The following is a 20,559-nucleotide window of genomic DNA, read 5'->3' as shown; positions in this document are numbered from 1 at the left end:
TCCTTGATCAAGGACCGGTGAGCAGATGATCAAGGACGGCGCAGGACTTGCTCAAGTTCTTCACTTGCTGGGGAAAGGTGCTTTTTCCCGCTCCTAGGGATTCCCTAGGAGCCGTGGGGACACTGCCGGTATGGCACCAACAGCATTGCGCACGCGCACCAAGTATCTTGTTCCGGCAATATTGCTCACGATCGTCGGGGCCCTGCTGGCCAGCATCCTGCTGGCCACCCCGCGGACGCCTCCTGCCATGCTGGGGGCATCAGGAAGCCTTGATGGCGGGCTGGCACGCATCCACGGCGTGATACCCCTCGAAGTGGATGGATGGATGCCCCCCACGCCGTCGGCTGCGCTCGCCAAGCCGCCGGGCAACGAAGTGCACCGGGTACGCATCCTGGTGGAGCTGACTGCGATGGAGCAGGACGGCCTGTCCTTCGACCCGTCCAGGTACACCGTCTCGGCCCTTGGCACCGGGACCTGGAAGCCGGTCTGGTTTTCTCCCGGACCAGCCAAGGCCCGCCAAGGGGAAAGCATCAACGCCACGCTCGTGTACGAGCTCCCGGATAAAGCAATCGACCTGGCGCTGGAACTGCCAGGAGGACCAGGGCTGTCACTGGGCGCCGGACACCACCGGGGAGGGAAGTAGCGTGTCCGCCGGATTTCCGGGATGCGCGCCGGCCTTCATGGTTTCTCCAAGGGCACGCAAATCCTGCGCAGGAAATCTCCAAGCTGGTTCCGGCACAGTCGGACACAACAACGAAGGAGGCCGGCCATGACCATTTCACGCCGACAGGTTCTAATATTCGGAGGACTCGGAGTCCTGGGAGCAGGGGCTGCCATGTTGCCCACAGGATCGGTGGAGGCCAAGTCGGCCAGCCGGCTCAGCGACAGGGATATGCCCCGGCCGTTCCAGTCATCCTTTGTCCAGTCCCCGATCCTCGAACCCTATTCCACCGGCATCGACCCTGCAGACGGGTTGCCGGTCAACTACTACCGGGTGACGGAGAAGGCCGCCACGGCCAACATCCTTCCGCGGCTCACCACGCCAATCCTCGGCTACAACGGATTGTTCCCCGGTCCCACCATCAGCCTTGACCAGGGCACAAAAGCCGTCTTGAGGGTGCGCAACCAGCTTCCGGCCCAGCACGCGCTCGACGGGCACTCCCTCTCCACGTCCACCCACTTGCACGGTTCAGCGTCCCTGCCGCAGTACGACGGCTACGCCAGCGACATCACGCTTCCGGGTTTCTACAAGGACTACCATTACCCCAACTTCCAGCCGGCCCGCACCCTCTGGTACCACGACCATGGTGTCCACTTCACGGCCCTCAACGCCTATTCCGGCCTTGCCGCGCAGTACCACATGCACGATCCGATCGAACGCCAGCTGCTCCCGCAGGGCCGGTACGATGTGGCGCTGACGGTCAGTGATGCGATGTTCGCCGCCGACGGCTCCCTGGGGTACGACGACAACACCCACTCGGGCCTGTGGGGCGACGTGATCCTGGTCAACGGGAAGCCGTGGCCGGTCATGAAGGTGCAGAAACGCGTATACCGCTTCCGGATCCTTAACTGTTCCATCTCCCGCTCGCTGCGGCCGACGCTCAGCACGGGGGATCCCCTGGTGATGGTGGGGACCGACGGCGGCCTGATGCCGGCTGCGCAAAGCGTGGCGAATTACCGCCATGGCGGTGCGGAGCGCTACGAGGTCCTGATCGACTTCCGGAAGTACAAGACCGGGCAGCGGATCGAACTCCGGAACCTGTCCAACAAAAACAACGTGGATTACGACTTCACCAACAAAATCATGGCGTTTGACGTCACGGACGAGCCGGTGGACACCTCGGACCCCACCTGGAACCGGATCCCCACCACCCTTGTGAAGAGCGAGGCAATGTCGCTCTCAGCGGGGCAGGCAGTGAAAACCCGCAAGTTCAGGGTCAAGCGGAACGACAGCTCCAACCTGTGGACCATCAACGATGACAGCTGGCAGGACGTCATTGCCAGCGGCTACAAGAAGGTGGTTGCCGATCCTGCGCTGAACGACGTGGAGATCTGGGAAATCGAGAACTCCTCCGGCGGCTGGTTCCATCCCGTCCACATCCACCTGGTGGACTTCCAGATCCTCAGCCGCAATGGAGGGGCGCCCTTTGCCCATGAACGCGGTCCCAAGGACGTGGTGTACGTCGGTGAAGGCGAGACCGTCCGGGTCCTGATGAAGTTCACCCCGCAGCAGGGCATTTATATGATGCACTGCCATAACCTCCCGCACGAGGACCACGACATGATGGTCCAATTCCGGGTAGGACTGAAGGACAGCGACTGGGACCCGAATGATCCCATGACGGCGGCCAAGGCCACGTGGGACAACGAGAAGGACTGACCACGGCGCGCATCATTGGCCGCGGCAGGCGGCGGGCTCCACGCCACCGCCTGCTGCGGCCAAAAGTCCATGTCCTGAAGGGACAGCACTCCCGCCTCCTGGCCAGGACGCTGATTCCCGCCCTGGCCATATTCGCCGCCCGCGCCTGGCTGGTGGAACCCTTCACCGTGTCCTCGGACAGTATGGAGCCCACCATTGCCGAGGGCACCGTGGTGCTCCTGTACAAGCCGGCCGCTGCGGCAGGCTGGATCCGGAACGGCGTGGTGGTTGCCTTTACCAGCCCCGTTTACGGCCACACGGCCATCAAGCGGATCATCGCAGTGGAGGGCCAGACTGTGGCCATCCGGGATTCCGAACTGTACGTCGACGACGTCCCCGTACCAGAACCCTTCATCGACCACAGCCGCATCGATGCCACCTACTTCGGGCCGGAGGTAGTGCCGGCCGGCAGCGTTTTTGTGTTGGGGGACAACCGCGGTGTGTCCATCGATTCCCGGGACTACGGGGCTGTACCGTTGACGGCGATCCAGGGAACACTGCTGACGGGCCAGAAGTAGGCCCTTCCCCAATTGATCAAGTTTTGGTGGTGGCATTCCAGCCTTTAGTGCCTCTGCTGCGCCTGGGGCCCGCCGCTCGACTGCCGGGGTATGAGGGTGGGAATGGAAGTCCGGATTCTAGGTTCCTTACCCGGGTTCACGATGAGGTCAATCGCGTTGGCGGCAATCTGGTCCAGGGGCACCCGCACAGAGGAAAGCGGAGTTGAAAGGCGGGATGCGAGGGGTATGTCGTTGTAGCCAACCAATGCCAGGTCTTCTCCCACGGTGATACCGCGGCGGTGGGCGGCCGCGATGACTCCCAGGGCCAGGTTGTCGTTGGCGGCGAATACGGCGCTGGGACGTAGTCCGGGATCGCTGGGCAGGAGTTTTTCTGCGGCCGAGAACCCGCTTTCGATGCCATAGCCTGCTGCGATCAGCCAGTCTTCCCGGGCTTCGATGCCTGCTCCTTCCAAGGCTCTGCGGGCGCCGGCGAGACGGCCCCGCCCGGTGGAGGTGAATGACGGGCCGGTCACTATCCCGATGTCACGGTGCCCGAGATCGATCAGATGCCGGACCGCCAGGTATCCGCCTACCTCGTCATCGCCAAGGGCCGACGGGCTGATCCCGTCAGTACGCAGCACCAGCGCGTGCGCCATGCCCCGTTCCCGCAGATGCCTGGGCAGCTCGTCGTCGATCCGGGCAGTCGCGAGGATCAGGCCGTCCACATTCCGGTCAAGGAGTGTTTCCGCTGCCCGGCGTTCATCGTCGGGATCATCGCCGCTGGTGGCGACCATGGCAAAGTAGCCGCGGTCCGACGCCGCCCGCTCCAGCTCTTCGAACATCAGGGCCATGACGGTGTCGCTGAGCCGGGGCACCAGCACTCCGAGGGTCCGTGTCTCACCCCGTCGGAGGTTGGAGGCGAACGAGTTCCGGCGGTAGCCCAGGTCCTCGGCAATTTTCCTGACCCGGGCAGCAGAAGCGGAACGCGACGTGGTGCGTTCATCCAGGGCACGACTGGCCGTTGAGATGCTCACGCCACTGGCCGCAGCAACGTCCTTAAGCGTGACGATCGTCCCGGGGGCGGCCGGTTCCATGGCGGTTCTCCTCTTTCAAAAGGGGCGTACGAGACACTCTATTCCACCCTTTTGCAAACGTTCTCTTGACAGTGAGGTGGGACACGTTGCAATATTGAAAACGTTCCCGCAAACGTTCTCAGAACCGCGGAACTACCGATCCTCAAAGAAGAAAAGAAGGTAGCTGTAATGACACTCGACCTCCGCGGACTCAGCCCCGCACCTGTCACCCCGTTCACCGAAGATGGCGCTGTCGACTTCGCTGCGATCCAGCGCCTGGGTTCATGGCTTGGATCGATTGATGGCGTGAAGAGCCTCGTCGTCCTGGGGCACGCCGGCGAAGGCACGTTCCTTACCGAAGAGGAGCAGCTGGACGTTATCCGCGCATTCGTGGCGTCCACCGACGGCCGCGTACCGGTCGTGGCGGGCATCACGAAGGAAGGCAACAAGACCGCGGCTCTCGAGGCCAAGAAGGCCGTCGAGGCCGGCGCGTCAGCTGGTCTCGTCTACCCCTCGCACGGGTGGCTGCGCTTCGGATACCAGAAGGGCGCCCCGCAGTCGCGTTACCAGGAGATCTACGAAGAGTCAGGTCTGCCGCTGATCCTCTTCCAGTACCCCGACAACACCAAGGCGACCTATGACCTCGAAACCCAGCTGGAGATCGCCGGCCAGGAAGGCGTCTTTGCCACGAAGAACGGTGTCCGGAACATGCGCCGTTGGTACACCGAAATCCCCGCGCTGCGCGCCGCGTACCCCGAACTGCAGGTGCTGTCCTGCCATGACGAGTACCTGCTGCCGACAATGTTCGATGTGGACGGCCTGCTCGTCGGCTACGGCAACATCGCCCCCGAACTGCTCGTCGAACTGATCGAGGCCGGGAAGGCGCAGGACTACCCGCGTGCCCACGCAATTCATGAGCGGCTGCTGCCGGTGACCAAGAACGTTTACCACCGCGGCTCCCACATGGAGGGCACCGTCGCCTTGAAGTGGGGACTCGTGAACCGCGGCATCCTGGACCACGCCACAGTGCGCACCCCGCTCCTGCCCCTGCCCGAGGGCGCCGAAACCGAAATCGCCGAAGCCTTCGCCGCCGCAAACATCGGCAAAGTCACCGTCAGCGCCTGATCCTTTCCCAGATCCTTCCGGGTGGCGGGCTGAAGGCCCGCCACCCGTTCCAAGCTCCTACTCTCCATCCCGGTCGATGACGACCCCCAGCAACGTCGCTGTATAAGGAGGACTCGCCGATGCGCGAGCAGAATAAGACCATCACCCGCCCCGGAACTACGGAAGAACAGATGGCAACCCAGCAAGGAAACCCGGCACAAGGCACCACGAAGAAGCACCGCACCTTCCTGGGCTACCTTGCCCTGATGGGCCCGGCCTTCGTGGTGGGAGCCTGGCAATTCGGCCCCGGAAACCTCACCACCGCCGTCCAGGCCGGCAGCCGGTTCGACTACAGCCTCGTCTGGGTCATCGCCGTCTCCACCATCCTGATGATCTTCTTCACCGACATGAGCGTCCGGCTCGGCATCGCCACTCCCACCTCCCTGATCACCTCCATCAAGGAACACCTCGGCAAACCGGTCGGCATCCTCGCCGGTTTCGGGGTCTTCGGCATCACGCTCATGTTCTCCGTGGGCAATGCCGTCGGATCCGGGCTGGGACTTTCGCTTATTTTCGGCGGCTCACCGGTGCTGTGGACGGTAGCCTGCACCGCCGCCGTCGGGTTCGTCCTGGCCTTCAAGAACGTCTACGGAATCGTCGAGAAGGCCCTCCTGGTCATCGTCGTCCTCATGGGTATCGCCTTCATCGCCAGCACCGTCGTCGCCCAGCCCGATTGGTACCGGTCCGTGGAAGGCATGGTGCCGCAACTGCCCGCCGGAAGCGAAATCCTCATCGTGGCGCTCGTAGGTACGAACTTCTCCATCAATGCCGCCTTCTACACCTCCTACGGCGTCAAGGAACACCGCCGCACCCGCGATGACTACCGCGACATCACCCTCGTCGACACCATCCCCGGCATCGTGGCCCCCGGCATCATGACCGCCCTCGTCATCATGGTCGCAGCCGCCGTCCTCGGCAAAACCGGGGCCGAAGCCGGCACCATCAACGCCCTCGCGTCCATCTTCACGCCGCTGGCAGGCCCCGTCGGGGCCATGGTCTTTGCCCTCGGCCTCTCCGGCGCTGCCTTCTCATCCATGATTGCCAATGCCACGGCAGGCGGCACGATGCTCTCCGATGCTCTTGGACGTGGGGCCAAAGCCGGGTCACCAGCAGCCCGCATCGTCACCGGCATGATCCTGGCATTCGGACTGATCATCACCCTGTCCTTCCAATCCTCACCTGTGGGACTGATCGTCATCGCCCAGTCCCTGACGGTCCTTATCGCACCCTTGCTGGGCGTCCTGATCGTCATCATGGCCAACAAGTCCAAAGTCATGGGAGACCTCCGCAACAAGTGGTGGCACAACCTGTTCGCCGCCATCGGACTTATCGCCATCATCGCCTCCTCCTTCAGGCTCATCACCACCCTGCTCGGCTAAGCACCGTCGCCGCGGCCCCGTATCAGCCCCTCTCAGCACAAAGGCCAGGACCCTGCCCGCATCAGCGGACAGGGTCCTGGACTTCTTAGCATCCAGAGCGGCTAGCGGGTGGCGACAGCTCCCGTTGCAGTGCCGCCGCGGCTGGTCTGGACCAGCACGCTGGTGATCTGCCGGTTGGGTCCGGGCTTGGCCCTCAGGGACCAGGCGCCCAGGGTGTCAACCTGCGCCGTACCGAGTTTGGTCACCGGCCGGCCGGGAGTGGTGTCGTAGACCACCACGGTGGTGGCCGGAATCAACAGGGTGGTGGTGCCCAGTGTGGAGGTGCCTTCAATGCGCATCTCCGTCCCGAGGCGGTGGCGGGATCCGGGGTCAACGGCCACGGTGTCCGTTTGGATGGCCAGGTCAACGAAGGCCGGGGCGCTGCTGACACCGGCCTTATCGGTGACCACCAGCTCGATCCGCACCGCACCCTCCGTGACGGCCGGCAGGGGCGCCGTGTCCGTGGTCTTGGCGTAGAAGGGGAGGGATACCACGGGTTTTGCTGCCGTGTCGCTGGACAGGGTCACAGCGGGACCGCCCACCTGGCGCCACTTGTAGGTGGCGGCCCCGGTGGAGGCGCTGCCATCCAGCTGGACGCTGCCGCCACGGGTCAACGTGGGAGAGGCTGCGGTGGCCGTTGCGGTGGTGGCGGGGGTGGGGTCAGGAGCCGGGGTGACGGTTCCTGAACCGCCGCCCGTCTCCACCACCGGACCCGGGTCCGGCTGCGGAGTGACAGGATCCAGTCCCGCCGGGGTTGCCGGGCCGCCGCTGACTGTGACCTGCAGGGACGCTGAACTGCCGGAAGCAGACTTCACGGTGACATTTGCGGGAGGTGCTTTGACCGGGAAGGACTTCTCGGTGGGTGTGCCCGGAGCGGGATTGTCCAGGGTACCCACATCGGTCACGGTCAAAGCTCCGTCTTCGCCGGATACGGCGCCGACTGTCAGGGATGTCCCGTCGAACGTTGCTTTGGTGACGGAAATGGTGCTTGGCTTGGCCAGCTTGACGATGCTGCTGCTGGCGGGTTTGTCGCCAATATTGGTGACCTTGATGCTCTCCGGGGCAGTGCCGTTGAGCTTGATCCGTGCGTAGTACCGGCCGCTGCCCGGGTCGCTGATCATGGGGGTGGTCGCGAAAGCGGAGCCTTGTCCGTCCACTTGGAGCTGCGAGTCGGGGCCACTGGTGGCGAAGACGTCGATCATGTCCCCGTTGTGGACCGCGCCATCGGCACTGACTCCACGGTTGGTGGAAATCTTGCCCTGAAGGCCGAACTGGTCCGTTTCAAGGGAAAGCCCGCCCCCGGTGACCGAGAACTTGTTGTACTTCATGGGGCTGCCCGTCACCGCGTGTTCCTGGTTCGGGTCTCCGAGGTAGCCCTCGGGGGCCGCCGGAGCGACCGCCGGATCCCACTTCAGGAAGGGCCCCACGTTGCTCTTCAGGGCGGTGGTGAAGTTACCGGCTGCCGGTGAGATGTCTTCCACCAGCTTGCCGTCCCCGGCAGCGTCGGTGTCGATGGTGATGGTGCCGTACGGGTGCTTGAACTCCAGCGCGGCGTTCGCCGGTCCGCCCTTGACCACAATGCGTTGGCGGCCAAACACCACCTGGTCGCCGGCGGTAACCGTATTCGCAAATGCGGCTTCCAAACCGAGGACCAGCACTGCCCGTCCACCGCCGGGAAGGTCCAGCTCCGAGCCGGCGAGCATGTAGAAAGCCTCGTCCGGGAAGTTGTCCGGGAACGAGATGGGTGCCGTTTCGTCCGGTACGTCGCCGGGAAGGAATCCGCATAAGGGGTTTTCCGCGTCAAGGCACAACTCCACGCGGGTTTTGGTGCTGTCCTCGTACCAGGACGGGAAGCCGTGTTCGGTGTTGACGGGGCCGACGGCGGTCAGCTGGCCCGGGTTCTTAACTGTTACTTGGGTGGCTGCTACGGCCGAGCTGAGCCCTGCAGCTGTCAGGATGACGGCGGCAGCAGCGGCGACGCCACGGCGGGTAGCAACTCTTGGGTTCAGGCGGATGCCTGTGGATTCAGCTGGTGTGGGTACCATTTTTTCTCCTCAGAAAGGGGTGCTGATGGCCTCCAATATTCGGCATGGGGCTTGGAGATACGTTGTGCCCGCCTTGGAGTGTGCAGCAGCCGAAATGCTCGAAGATTGCCGCCCCGCTTGGCCTTGGAAAAAGCTTGGAGCGCTAAGCGCACACACCGCCGTCGCTGTTTGCCGCATCGATGAAGCTGGACAGCGTCCTGGCCTCGCTGGGCATCAGGAAAACTTCCACCGGCTTTATCTGGCCGGCGATTTCAAGGGTGAGGGTGAAGCCCTCAGACCCAACGCTGGGGCGGGCACGCCAATTCGCGAGGATGGGCGCAAGGTCTGTGCCCATCAGGACCAGGTTCCCTTCCATATCCCAGGGGGCGCCGGCTTCGATCAACGCCTTGTGCTCCGCACAGACGTAGGCCTCGTGATAGCCGGGAACCAGGCGTTGGCTGCCTACTGTAAAGGCGGAGCCGGGATTGGTGCATCGGAGGACTGAGCAAGTAACCATGAAGTGAAGTTACTGCTGACATGTTGTGGGAACCATGTGCAGCCAGCCTTAGTGTTTCCCTCTTTCCCAAGGTGGGAGTCTCTTTAGCCAAGCGGGGAGCACGCCGGCCGGCGTGCTCCCCGCCAGTCAGGCTTTGGTGGGCTCCTTGGTGGCTGCTTTCCGGGCGCTGGCGCTGGTGTTGGCACGGGCGCGGTACAGCTTGTAGGCCAGCAAAGCGCAGGCCGCCAGCAGGCCCCCTGTGGTGAGGGCCAGGGCCGCGGTTCCGGGGCTGGTGGACAGGTAGTGGGCCAGTGCCGCCAGGGTGACCACCGGTGCCGTTCCGAACACTCCGCCGAACGGTGCAGCTCCTGCCGCCGGCAGCTGGTCCGTCCCGGCCTCCAGCGGCAATGCGTCCTGGTTGAAGGTGCGGCGGTCCTCCTCGGTGGCCCCGGGCACAACGGCACCACTCAATTCGGAGAATTCGGGAACACCGCCGTCGGCCGGTGCAACCTGGAACCTGTAGGGGGTGCCGTTCTCCAAGCCGGGAACCACCACCCTAGTGGCACCGGGTTCGGCAGCCAGGATCTCGCCCACCTGGGTTCCCATCGAATCAACGGTTCGGACGAAGAAGCCGGCCGGTGCGGGATCGGCGGGTGCGGGATCAGCAGGTGCCTGATCCGCGGGCACCTGGTATGCCGGTGCGGGATCGGCGGGTGCCTGGAGAACGGGGGCCGGGTCCGCTGGCGCCGGGTCCACGGGCGCAGGAGCGGGCGCAGGGTTGGCTGGTGCGGGGTCCACAGGCGCAGGACCGGGTACGGGCTCCGTGTCCGGCATCGGCGTAATGATTACCACCACCTCGCCGTCGCCCGGAATGACCTCGTCGATTCCGTCATCGACTTCCTCCTCGACGCCTGCATCCACACCGTCCTCAACCTCGTCCACCTCATCCTCGGCCTCCTCGCCCGGGTCGTCGCCCGCTGCAACGGTTCCGTCACCAAAGACGAGCTGTTCGATGTTGGACAAGGTGTCCGTGCCGTCCCCGCCGGTGATGTGCTGGACGGTGGTGACGGAGCCCGGGGAGCCCAGGGTGCCGTCGCCGCCGGTGGTGGTGACGGTGTAGTTGGCCTCGAAGTCCGAGAACACCGCGGTGTCGGTTCCCTCGCTGGAGCTGAGGATTTCCCGGACAACGATGATGTTGGCAGGGTCCACGGTGCCCGCGAACACGGCCTGCTGGAGCGTCGGTCCGGTTAGCGCGCCGTCGGAGGTGTGCTGGTACTGCGCGTTCATTCCCGTGGCGCTGCCGATTTCACTGGCTGCGTTGCTGGCATCCGTGCGGACGCTGAGCCGGACGCTGAGGTACCGGTCGCCGTCGATGATGTCATTGCCGCCGCGGCCCTCAAGGAGGTCGCTGCCGCCGCCGCCCAGGAGGATGTTGCCCTCACCCCAGACCGAGGGGCCGGCCAGCACGGGGCATTCCTTCGAGGCGGAGGCATTGACGACGTCGGCCAGGGGTGTGGGCAGCGACGGGATCAGCTCGCTGAGTCCCTTGATGCGGTCCACGCCGGCCTGGTCCAGCACGTCACAGCCGATGAAGCCTGCGCCGCCCCTGGTTTTGGGAATGATGTCATCGCCCCTGAGCTTGTCGTCGAAAGGACCACCGGAGAGCGCTTCCACCTCGTTGTACCTGTCCCGGACCCCCACCTGGAGGATGTCCAGCGGCGCTATGGGCAGGTCAAGGTCCGCGTCCTGCGGCTGGGGATCATATTCGCCACTCTCCCAGTCGTAGCCGGACGCACCAGCCACCTTTTCCACGCCGGGCCCGGCAATTCCGACGTCGTCCCCGCCTTCCATGTCGTAGTCGTCGTCGCCGCCCTGGCCCACCAGGATGTCGTTGCCGGGCTTCTCGGAATCGTCAAGGAAAAACAGGTTGCTGGAGTCGCCGATGAGCAGGTCGGGGCCGTCGCCACCTTCCGCCCAGTCGTTCCCGCCGCCGCCGAACACGGCGTCCAGGCCTTCACCGGCGATCACGAAGTCGTCGTCTTCGCCGGCGAACGTTTCGTTCGAGTTCGCGCCGCCATTGATAAAGTCCCGCCCGTCTCCGCCCAGGAGCAGGTCCAGGCCGGGGCCGCCGTCGATTGCGTCATTGTCCGGGCCGCCCTTGAGGATGTCGTCGCCGTTCGAGTCGGTGATGACGTCATTGCCATCGCCGCCCAACACGGTGTCGGCGCCGTCGCCGCCTTCGATGACGTCGTTGCCCGCGCCGCCCCACATGGTGTCGTTGTCCACGCCGGCGTGGATGCGGTCTGCATTGACCGATCCGTTGTAGACGGCCTGGCCGTTGATGCCGGCCGGGTCAACACCGTTGGATGCGCGGTATTTGATGGTGCCGTCGGGCATGCGGATCAGCAGCGCGGACTCGTTGCACTCGGACTGGGGATCGTCCGCGACGGCGTTGCCGGCGGCCGCGAAGCCCGCGGGCGTTCCATTGAGGTTCTTCATCTCAAACTTGCAGTCGGCAGTGGCGAAGGCATCGGCTTTCAGCGCCTGCGCGTTGGTGTTGCGCATCATCATTTCGGCGAAGGAGTTTCCTTCGAGCTGTGCCATCAGGTTCATGCCGGGCGTGCGTGCCAGGTAGTACAGCCGGTCACCGTTTTGCAGATCGGTCATCTGGCTCTCGAAGACATAGTTGAAGGTGCTGCCGAGCAGGCCGCCGAACAGGTTGGTCCGTTCGGCCAGGCCGCCGATCCACAAATCCACGTCGTCGAGCCCGGTGATGGACGTAGTCCCTTTGTTGGCCCAGGCGCCGGTGCTGTTCATAAAGTCCACCGCATCCTCGGGGGACACCTCGCCGGCAAGGGCGTCCGGGCTGACGATAAGCCGGGCTGCCGTGCGCCTGGCTTCCAGCGTGGTGGCTGCCAGGATGGAGGGGTGCTGGCCATAGGCGGCCACGAAGTTGACCAGGGACGCCGGGTGTTTGATGTTTTCGCCAAAATCGATCCAGTTGGCATACGGCTTGAGCTGGCTGTCGTTGGTGGCGCCGTGAAGTTCCCGGCGCAGCGCGTTCAGCGTGGGCAGCCCCTCTGACCGGGCACGGGTGAGGTTGATCGCGGCCAGGTCCATGGGCAGGCCCAGCAGTTTGTTGCGGAGCGTATCGGTGACGAACTCATCCAGTTCGCTGCCCACCTGGTCCGACATGCCCATGATGATGCTGCCTGCGGCCTCCTCGGAGGTGAGCGCGCCGGCCGGGCCGCCGTCGGTGTAGGCGGGCGGATTCAAGAACCCCTCGAGAAGGGAAATGTCATTCCGGGAGCCCCGGACGTCGTCGGACGTTCCAAACACCTTGTCAGCCCCCGGGCTGTCCTCGTTGCGGCGGGAAATGGTCTCCGTGAGCATTGAATGGCCAAAGCGGTACACCGCGTGGGCGAATTCGGCGCTGACTGCCGGGTTGATGTCCGTCTGCGCGAAGGCAAAGGGCTCAAAGGGGTTGATGCCGGGCTGGATCTTCCGCGCGAACTCCTCGAACACCAGGTGCTGGTACTCCATCTCGGTGATGAACCGTGCGGCCTGGAACAGCCGCTCGCCGTTCCAGCCCCCGGCGCCCGCCGCCAGCTTCCACTCGGCAAGGGCTGCGGTGCCCCTGGCCGAGGTGTCATTGGCGAGGACCCGCTTGATGTCCCCCACCAGGCGGTCATGCTCGGAGTGGAACACCTGGTGGATGGCGGTCAGGCCGATGTTCTCGTTCACCCTGCCGTCGCCGGCGATAAAGTGCGCGTCCAGCATTTCGTCGTCGTAGGTGCCCGGCGCCTGGCTGGCGAAATCCGCGGAGGCGGCCTTGTCGCCGTCGGGGGTGGGCGCTGCCGGCGGGGTGGCCGGGTTGTGGTCGGAGTCCTGCGGGGACGGGTCCGCATTGTGGGCGATGTCCGTCAGGAACGGGGTGTTGAAGTACAGCACGTCCTGCGGGACCAGCGTTCCGCGGCCGTCGTTCGCGGTGCGGTCCGCCTCCACCAGGCCCGACTTCGTGACGAACTGCGGGAGACCGTTTTTAGGGCCGGGGATGAACTTGCCGTAGGGATCGGCGGCGAGCATGGGGACGCTAAGGACGTCCCTGTCCAGCAGCTGTATTCCGAGCAGCTCCCGGGCCTGCCGTTTGGTATCGGCCCAGGTGGCCATGCCGCCTTCCGTGGGCGTGCCCGCCGGGCCGCCCAGCATCCGGCCTGTAGCCACCGGCCGGTCCGCGGAGTTGTTGACGTACTCGCGCAGGAATACGTGGTGGGAGGCGTGCGAGGCGTAGGTCTGGCTCTGGTCCACCCACGGCGAGTTGGTGTTCAGCGCGTCCTGGACATCGTCAGCGGTTCCCAGGACGCCGTCCTGGCCCGGCTGGTTCTGGCCCCGGGTCAGGACCATAAAGCGCATGTGCGGGTTGAGGTCATCGGCGTTGCCGAAGACATGGTCCGGGCCTGCGATCAGCGGGTCATCGGCCTTGAGCGGAACGTAGACGGTGCCACCGCCTTTGACCGTCTGGTCGATGCCGTGGTCGAAGAACTGCCCGAACAGTGTGAAGAGGGAGTTGTAGGGCGGGGAGAGGCCGACGTCGGTGGTGACGTTGGGGATGAACAACGTGTTGTGCGAGGGGACGCAGCCGTCCGGCGCGGCTTTCACCGGGGGATCGGCGTCCGGATCGGGGTCCGTGGTGCAGGGCACCACGCCCTCGTTGCCCTGGCTTCGCGCGGGGAATCCGGCGGCCGTGACAGCTGCCGGGTTGGTGGAGGTCTGGTCGGCGATGAGGTTGCTGATGGTGCGCGGCCGCGAATCGAAGACGCTGCCGGATTTCTGGGTGTAGCCCGTTGCCATCGGGGGTCCGCCGAAGGATCCGCTTTCCGCGGCGCCGAAGGACTTGGAGCCCAGGCGCGGGAACACCTGGTCCGAGGCGCCAAAGTTTTCCTGGCCGGGCTGGAGATTGTTGCAGCTGCCATCCACCGTGCGGAGGCCGTGGGACAGCAGGGGGCTGGCCAGCTGGTTGGGGCCGGTTCCCACCAGGGCACCGCATGGCCCCGTTGCGGAGGTGGTGTTGGCAACGTGGGCTTCAGCGATCTTGATCTGCTTCAGGATGAAGGACAAGTCGGCAGGTGTGATGGTGAAGCCCGCGCCTGGTGGGGCTTGCACGGCGTTGGCAGGGAGAGGCGGCAGGCCCATGGAAGCCGCCAAAGCCAGCGCTCCGGAAGCCGCCAGGAACCGCAGGCGTGCGCTCGCGGTCCCGTGGTTTGGCCTGTGGTGTGGCATGGACGGTGACTGGCGCGTTAAAGCCTTCATCCTTAATCGGTTCCCCCCGTAGGGCCGGCTCCCCAGTAGAGCCGGCGAAACAAGGCCATGGTGTTATGGCCTTCTAGGGAAAACCTTGTGCCGGGCGGTCAGGTGCTGGCAGTCGCTGCCCTAATCGTCGTCCCCTTCCCGAAGACCACCTTTGTCGTCGCCGGCGTCATGGCTGGGGCCGTCGTCTGAAACGCCTGCGTCCCTGAGCCCGCCTTTGTCGTCGCCGAGGTCGTGGGTGACGGGGTCGTCGGTGACGCCAGGTGCCCTGAGCCCGCCCTTGTCGTCGCCGAGGTCGTGGGTGACGGGGTCGTCCGAGACGCCGGGTGCCCGGAGGCCGCCTTTGTCATCGACGACGACGGGTGGAACAGTCTGCGGTTCGGCCGGCACGAGCTGCGTTTGACCGGCCACAGGCTCGGGAACCGCTGTGATGCTGGCGCTGGGGCTTGGGGCGGGCAGCTGCGCCGGCCGGTCCTCGGGTTTGGGTTTGTCGTCGCCGGACTTCACGTCCGCGACCACCACGCCCGGCGACACAGCCGGGGGCGGGCCTGCGTTGGCCTGGGTCCAGACCGTGAGACTCGCCGCGCCCATAACAGCTGCAACGGGAAGATACCAGAACTTCTTCATCGGTTCGCCTTTCTTGGTGGTGTATCCGCTTTTGGTTGTGCATCCACTGTGCCCGGGGCCCGTGAGAGGGGGATGAGATGTTTATGAGAGACTTCTCATCCAGCCGAAGATGCCTGCGAAGGGGAAGCCGGGACAGCTACAAAGCGGTATCCCGCACCGCGGACGGACAGGAATTTTTCCGGGCCAAGCTTGTTGCGCAGGTACCCCACGTAGACGTCCACCACGTTGGAGGACCCGTCAAAGTCGTATCCCCATACCCGGCTGAGCAGCTGTTCCCTTGTGAGCAGTTTGCCCTCGTTCTCCACAAACGCCCGGGCCATGGCGAATTCCCTGGCGGACAGCGGCACCGTCCGGCCCCGCACGGTTGCGCAGCGGAGGTCGACATCGAGGCTGATGTCCCCGCGTACCGGGACCGGCGGCGCCTGCGCGCCGGCGCCGTCACGCAGCCTCAGGCGGATCCGCGAAAGCAGCTCCTCGAAGCGGAAGGGTTTGGTCATATAGTCGTCCGCACCGCCGTCGAGCGCGGCAAGGGTGTCCTGGAGTGAGTCCTTGGCCGTCAGCACTATCACTGGAACCTCGCAGCGCATTGACCGCAATGCCGCAAGCACAGCCAGCCCGTCCATCCTGGGCATGCCGATATCCAAAATGAGAAGGTCGAACTCCCCGGAGCTGCCGTAGTCCAGCGCCCGGATGCCGTCCTCCACGGAAGTGGTGGTGAAACCTGCGGCTGTGAGGCCCTTGGTGATGAAGCTCGCGATCCGTGGTTCGTCGTCGGCGATCAGGATCCTTGGCATGTCATTCTTCCTGGCAGTGAAAGGACAAACCGGCTGCCCTCATTGATCCGTGAAGTAACCCGAAGCGCGCCGCTGTGTGCTTCGGCGATGGCCTTGACGATGGGCAGGCCCAGCCCCGATCCTTCCGTGCCGCGGGAAACTCCCGCCCTGGCGAAGCGGTCGAAGATCCGTTCCTGGTCTGCTGGGCTGATGCCGCACCCTGTGTCCGCCACCCAGATGTCCAGGCCCGCTCCGGAAGATCCGGTTTGTCCCGGCAGTGCCGTGCCGTCCGGCGTTCCGGTCCATGCTGCACCAAGGGAAATCACATCGTGCGGCCGCGTTGACTGCACAGCATTCGCTGCCAGCTGTTCCACCGCCTGGGTGAGGCGGTGTCGGTCTGCGCGGATGCGGCCCCCGGGCATGGCGTCGATCCGCCACTGCCGGTCAGCCAGGACCTTGATCCTGTTCATCGCAGCCTGCAGGAAGGAGTCGATGTCGATCCAGTCCGGCCTGAGGAAATCCGGACGCCCGCTGCGCGCGAGCAGGAGGAGCTCATCCACCAGGGATTGCATTCTGTCCAGTTCTTCCAGGAGCAGGACCTGGGTTTCGGCGACGTCCTGCGGGTCTGCCGCCGAAAGCAGCTGGAGGTGGCCGCCGATGATGGTCAGGGGTGTCCGGAGTTCATGGCTGGCATCATCCACAAACCGGCGCTGGTCGGCGATGCCCGTTTCCAGCCTGTCGAGCATGCGGTTGAAGTCGGTGGCCAGTTGCGAGACGTCGTCATCTCCGGCCGGGACCTGGACCCTGCTGCTCAGATCGTCAAAGGTGATGGATCCAGTGGCTTGGCGCAGGCGCCGGACGGGAACAAACAACCGGCCCGTGATGATGTAGCCCACGGCGCCTGCCAGCAGCAGGGTGGCCAGCGAGACCAGCACGAAAGTTCCGAAGGACCCGATGGCCTGCTCCCGCTGCCGCCCAATTTCATTGGCTGCCACCAAAAGCCCGCCCGCCGTTCCGTCACCGATCGATACTGAGGTGATGGCCAAACGCACCTGCCGGCCGTCCAGGGTCATGTCATGGAACACGGTGCGTCCTTCCCGGTGCTCCGCGCGGACAGTCTCCAGCACTGCGGAAGCTGCGAGATCTGTTGGCTGGCCTCCCGCGGGCAGGAATGTATTGCCGCCGTTGATGGTGGCCATCACGGAGTCATACCGGCCCGGGGTGTCGCCCTGGAGGAAGACGGTGAACAGTACTTCCAGGGAGCTGAAGGGGCCGCCGCCCGGAACATCCTGTTCCGCGATGGTCTGGAGCCGCTCGGACTGGAGCAGGAGATCCTCGCTGACCCGGCTGTTGAGGCTACGCAAGTCAAGGGCAAGCGTGGTGATGCCGGCAACCAGCAGGCCCGCCGCCAGGAAAGCCAGGACAGTGGCAAGAACGCGAAAGCGGACAGTACGCAGTCCTGCCCGCAGCCGCTGCCAACCACCAGCCAGTGACAGATTGCCCATCATCGAAGGGAGATTGAGGAAAGCCCTGGTGGATACGTTCATCTGGATTCCCCTCCCATCGGCGCCGGCACCAGAGCTGTCGTCACAAACCGCCAGTGTGCCCATACAAGGAAAAATAGGGTAGGCCGGTTGGGGAAAGCTTTGGCTCTGCCCATCGCGCTCCCAAGAGGCTACCTAGGTTTTTCCCAACATCCCCACGAGCATCAAATCGTTGGGCTAACCAGCGGAAACGCTTCCCCGCCGGTTTCTTCCTTCAGGTCACGGCGTGGGGTGGCAAAACCGGCTGTGCGTAGGGGCCGCAAAACCCAAGTATGGGTACTCCAAGAACTGAGTACTCAACACTGTTGTCCGGGTGTTTGCCCACCCTTTTCAATGGGACTCACGCATTGACCTATTTGTATTTGGGGGAGACCTTCGTGATTACTCTGGAACTGGCGAAGAGAGCGGCCGATGCCCGTACCCTTTCTGTAGCCCCGCTTTCTGCAGTGTCGCCGCAGATGCCGGCGCTTCAGATTTCGGTTTTCGGCCCGCTGACGATCCGCTGTGGGGGCAAGGAACTGACTGCCAAGGACCTCGGCGGACCCAAGCCCCGTCAGGTGCTCGAAATCCTCTTGTTGAGCTTTGGCACGGCCGTGTCCAAGACCCGCATTATGGATTTGCTCTGGGACGGCAATCATCCCGCTGTTGCACTGCCAACCCTCGAAAGCTACGTCAGCGTGCTTCGACGCCACCTGCAGCCCGGCGCCGGCCGGACGGGCCCCCTGCGGACAGTCACAGGCGGCTACGCCATCGACCGCTCGCTCGTGGAACTGGATCTGGACCGCTTTGAGACTCTGACAAAAATGGCCAGCCAGGCCGAACCGCGCGAGGCGCTCGCCTTGCTCACCAATGCACTTGAGCTGGCTTCGGCTCCGCTGCTCGGGGACGAACTGCTGCCGGCCTGGGCCGAGCAAGAGCGGGCCTTGCATGCGGACCAGGTTAACGTTGCCCGCGTGCTGGCTGCAGAAGCGGCTCTTACTGTCGGTGACGTTGCCAAGGCGATGACCTTCAGCAACGCGGCGGTGAAGGAAGATCCCCTCAACGAGCGGGCATGGACGGCCCTGATTCTTGGACTGGAACGCAATGGGGAGAACACCGAAGCCCTGCGGACGTACGACCGCTGCCGGAGGGTCATGGATGAGGAACTGGGCTGCGCCCCCGGTCCTTTGCTGAGGGAGGCACAGGCCAGGCTCCTGTCAAACACCGCGGCAGCGTCAGGACCGGCGGAAGTCCGGGGCCCCATTCATGTGGTCAAGGAAAGCCGCGACCCTGCCCCCGCAGCCGCCCGGCAGGAAACGGAACGCATGCGGATCCTGATCGCTGACGATCACACCACGTTTTCGGACCTGCTGGCCGGAGCGCTGGACCGGGAGCCGGACCTCGCGAGTGTGGGAGCGGCCAAGTCAGTGGCATCAGCGGTGAGCATGTTCCATGAACTGCAGCCCGACGTCGTCATTATGGACCTGCACCTGGCTGACGGTTCGGGGCTTACGGCGTCCGAACGCATTCTCGCTGAAGCCCCCGACGCCAGGATCGTCATGCTGACAGGCAACCCGTCACAGGAAGCCCTGCGTGAGGCCGCCGGCATGGGGGTGTGTGCATTCCTTCCGAAGGACGGCGCCCTGGCAATCATGCTGGACACCTTGAGGCACGCCCGTCCCGGCAATCTGATTGTGCACCCGTCCCTCCTTGCCGGCTTGGGCAGCATGGGGGCGCAGGCACCGGGACTTTCGGCGTAGCCCAGAAGGCCCGCCATGCCAGGACAAAACTCCGGGGAGGCCTCTCCGGCCCGCGTTGGTGCTGGAAGCGCCGAGCGGCGTGAGGTCAGGGCTGCTGTTGCGCGTTTTCTTACCGCAGGCTTCATAGCACTTGTCCTCGTAGCCACCCCCGTTGCCTTCTGGATCCGGGCCGCTGCCGAAAGGCACGCTTTGGACAACGCCAGGGACGTCACCCAGCGTTTGGCCGACCGGGTGGTGGGGCCCTTGATAACGGACCAGCTCATTGCCCATGATCCTGCCGCACTGCAACTGCTGGATCAGCGGCTCGAGCCGTGGCTGGCGGAGAGCGGCGTAACGAGGATCAAGGTGTGGGACGAGCACGGCCAGGTGATCTACTCGGACGCCGAATCACTCATAGGGCAGGTGTTCGAGCAAGAGGAATGGGCTCGAAGGCTGCTCGACGGCGGGCCGGCCACGGCCACGTTGGAACCCCAGGACGCTGAAGAGAATGCGTATGAAGCCGGCGCCGGCGAACTCGTGGAGGTCTACGCACGTGCGGCCTCCCAAAGCGGAGCGCCAATGATCTTCGAAACTTACTCGCCGGGCGAGGGAGTTCGACGCGAACAGGAGGAAGTCCTGATGGGGATGATCCCACCGATGCTCTTGTCATTGGCCATCCTCCAGGTGGCGCAGCTGATCCCGGCAGTGCGGCTGGCCCGCAGGATTCAGGTCCACCAGGCCGCACGCAACTCCATGCTGCATCTTGCGATCGAAGCATCGGACCACGAGCGCCGGCAGATCGCCAGCGAACTTCATGACGAGGTGATCCAGGACTTGTCCGGGCTCGCGTATGCATTGGAATCGGTCGAGGGACGCGGCCCGGCTGAGCAAGGTCCCGTGTTCTCAAAAGCGCGCACCATGCTGCAGGAGAACATCCGCACCCTCCGTGCCATGACCAGTGAGCTCTATCCTCCGGACCTCGATGAGCTCGGGCTGAAGGCATCCCTCACGAGGCTGGAGGCGCCCCTCGTGGAGCGCGGCATCAGGCTGACCGTTGATATCCCGGACAAGCTTGTCCTGGACCGGGACCGAGCCGTGCTTGTGTACCGGGTGGCGCGTGAGGCCCTGGTTAACGCGGCCAAACATTCTTCGGCGAAGTCCGTGACGATCCGGATCCGGCAGGCCGGCCAGATCACCCAGATCACGGTTTCGGACAACGGCTGTGGCTTCAACCCGAGCGTGCCCCGGCCCGAGGGCCACTTTGGCTTGCGGATCCTGGGGGACACCATCCAGCAGGCCGGAGGCGCCCTCGAAGTCCGCTCCACACCAGGGGTGGGAACCATCCTTACGGCCACCTTCGGCGTCGCCTCGCCCGCCCCCCGTTTCGCTGGCCTGCGAAGCCCTGCTGCGGTTCCTGGACGCGAACCCACGCGGATTCGATCAGGTGGAGCTGATCAGCAGCGGCGCGTGCCGTCGTCGTAATGTGCCGGCTAGAGCCC

The 20,559-nt window shown here is 64.7% G+C and carries 14 protein-coding genes; 7 read left to right on the top strand and 7 right to left on the bottom strand.

Annotated features, from left to right (window positions below; translation table 11 throughout):
* Positions 1-130 precede the first annotated feature (130 nt).
* From FNL14_RS20725 to lepB, 3 genes are all read left to right on the top strand, one after another.
* Complete coding sequence (locus tag FNL14_RS20725; RefSeq protein ID WP_139204862.1) at positions 131-643, top strand: hypothetical protein; 513 nt, start codon at positions 131-133, stop codon at positions 641-643.
* Positions 644-769: 126 nt separating this feature from the next.
* Positions 770-2,380, top strand: coding sequence for a multicopper oxidase family protein (locus FNL14_RS20720; RefSeq protein ID WP_142064073.1), 1,611 nt, complete (start codon positions 770-772; stop codon positions 2,378-2,380).
* Complete coding sequence (lepB, locus tag FNL14_RS20715) at positions 2,359-2,937, top strand: signal peptidase I (protein ID WP_255470945.1); 579 nt, start codon at positions 2,359-2,361, stop codon at positions 2,935-2,937. Before FNL14_RS20720 ends, lepB begins: the two co-directional genes overlap by 22 nt.
* 44 nt (positions 2,938-2,981) lie before the next feature.
* Here the strand turns inward: lepB and FNL14_RS20710 are convergent, their stop codons facing one another.
* A complete protein-coding gene (locus FNL14_RS20710; protein WP_142064070.1) occupies positions 2,982-4,010 on the bottom strand; it encodes a LacI family DNA-binding transcriptional regulator in 1,029 nt (342 codons plus the stop codon).
* A gap of 168 nt (positions 4,011-4,178) precedes the next feature.
* Between FNL14_RS20710 and FNL14_RS20705 the strand changes: the two genes are divergently transcribed.
* On the top strand, positions 4,179-5,114 hold the full coding sequence (locus FNL14_RS20705) for a dihydrodipicolinate synthase family protein (RefSeq protein ID WP_142064067.1): 936 nt from the start codon (positions 4,179-4,181) through the stop codon (positions 5,112-5,114).
* Positions 5,115-5,233: 119 nt separating this feature from the next.
* The gene (locus FNL14_RS20700) at positions 5,234-6,532 is read left to right on the top strand and encodes an Nramp family divalent metal transporter (RefSeq protein ID WP_181762726.1); all 1,299 of its coding nucleotides are present in this window, start codon (positions 5,234-5,236) and stop codon (positions 6,530-6,532) included.
* Positions 6,533-6,633: 101 nt separating this feature from the next.
* Here the strand turns inward: FNL14_RS20700 and FNL14_RS20695 are convergent, their stop codons facing one another.
* From FNL14_RS20695 to FNL14_RS20670, 6 genes are all read right to left on the bottom strand, one after another.
* Positions 6,634-8,616 carry a hypothetical protein gene (locus tag FNL14_RS20695; protein WP_142064064.1) on the bottom strand — a complete coding sequence of 661 codons (1,983 nt, stop codon included), beginning with the start codon at positions 8,614-8,616 and terminating at the stop codon, positions 6,634-6,636.
* 142 nt (positions 8,617-8,758) lie between these two features.
* Complete coding sequence (locus tag FNL14_RS20690) at positions 8,759-9,112, bottom strand: hypothetical protein (protein WP_142064061.1); 354 nt, start codon at positions 9,110-9,112, stop codon at positions 8,759-8,761.
* Between the two features lie 126 nt (positions 9,113-9,238).
* Positions 9,239-14,371, bottom strand: a complete 5,133-nt coding sequence (locus tag FNL14_RS20685) for a peroxidase family protein (RefSeq protein ID WP_142064057.1) — start codon at positions 14,369-14,371, stop codon at positions 9,239-9,241.
* Between the two features lie 150 nt (positions 14,372-14,521).
* Entirely contained in the window at positions 14,522-15,025 is a 504-nt protein-coding gene (locus tag FNL14_RS20680; RefSeq protein WP_142064054.1) for a hypothetical protein, read from the bottom strand.
* Positions 15,026-15,120: 95 nt separating this feature from the next.
* Complete coding sequence (locus FNL14_RS20675) at positions 15,121-15,819, bottom strand: response regulator transcription factor (RefSeq protein WP_142064051.1); 699 nt, start codon at positions 15,817-15,819, stop codon at positions 15,121-15,123.
* Positions 15,804-17,345: a cell wall metabolism sensor histidine kinase WalK gene (locus tag FNL14_RS20670; protein WP_142064048.1), complete on the bottom strand. Its 1,542-nt coding sequence runs from the start codon at positions 17,343-17,345 to the stop codon at positions 15,804-15,806. The genes FNL14_RS20675 and FNL14_RS20670 overlap by 16 nt, the downstream gene beginning before the upstream one ends.
* A 374-nt stretch (positions 17,346-17,719) precedes the next feature.
* On the opposite strand from FNL14_RS20670, the gene FNL14_RS20665 reads away from it, so the two are divergent.
* Together FNL14_RS20665 and FNL14_RS20660 are read left to right on the top strand one after the other, a co-directional pair.
* Positions 17,720-19,081, top strand: coding sequence for a BTAD domain-containing putative transcriptional regulator (locus FNL14_RS20665; protein ID WP_255470944.1), 1,362 nt, complete (start codon positions 17,720-17,722; stop codon positions 19,079-19,081).
* 15 nt (positions 19,082-19,096) lie between these two features.
* Entirely contained in the window at positions 19,097-20,542 is a 1,446-nt protein-coding gene (locus tag FNL14_RS20660; protein ID WP_142064045.1) for a sensor histidine kinase, read from the top strand.
* Positions 20,543-20,559: the final 17 nt, after the last annotated feature.

Source organism: Pseudarthrobacter sp. B4EP4b, assembly GCF_006680095.1.
GTDB lineage: Bacteria > Actinomycetota > Actinomycetes > Actinomycetales > Micrococcaceae > Arthrobacter.
The sequence above is the reverse complement of the archived record's forward strand: the minus strand, read 5'-3'. Positions and strand labels throughout refer to the sequence as shown.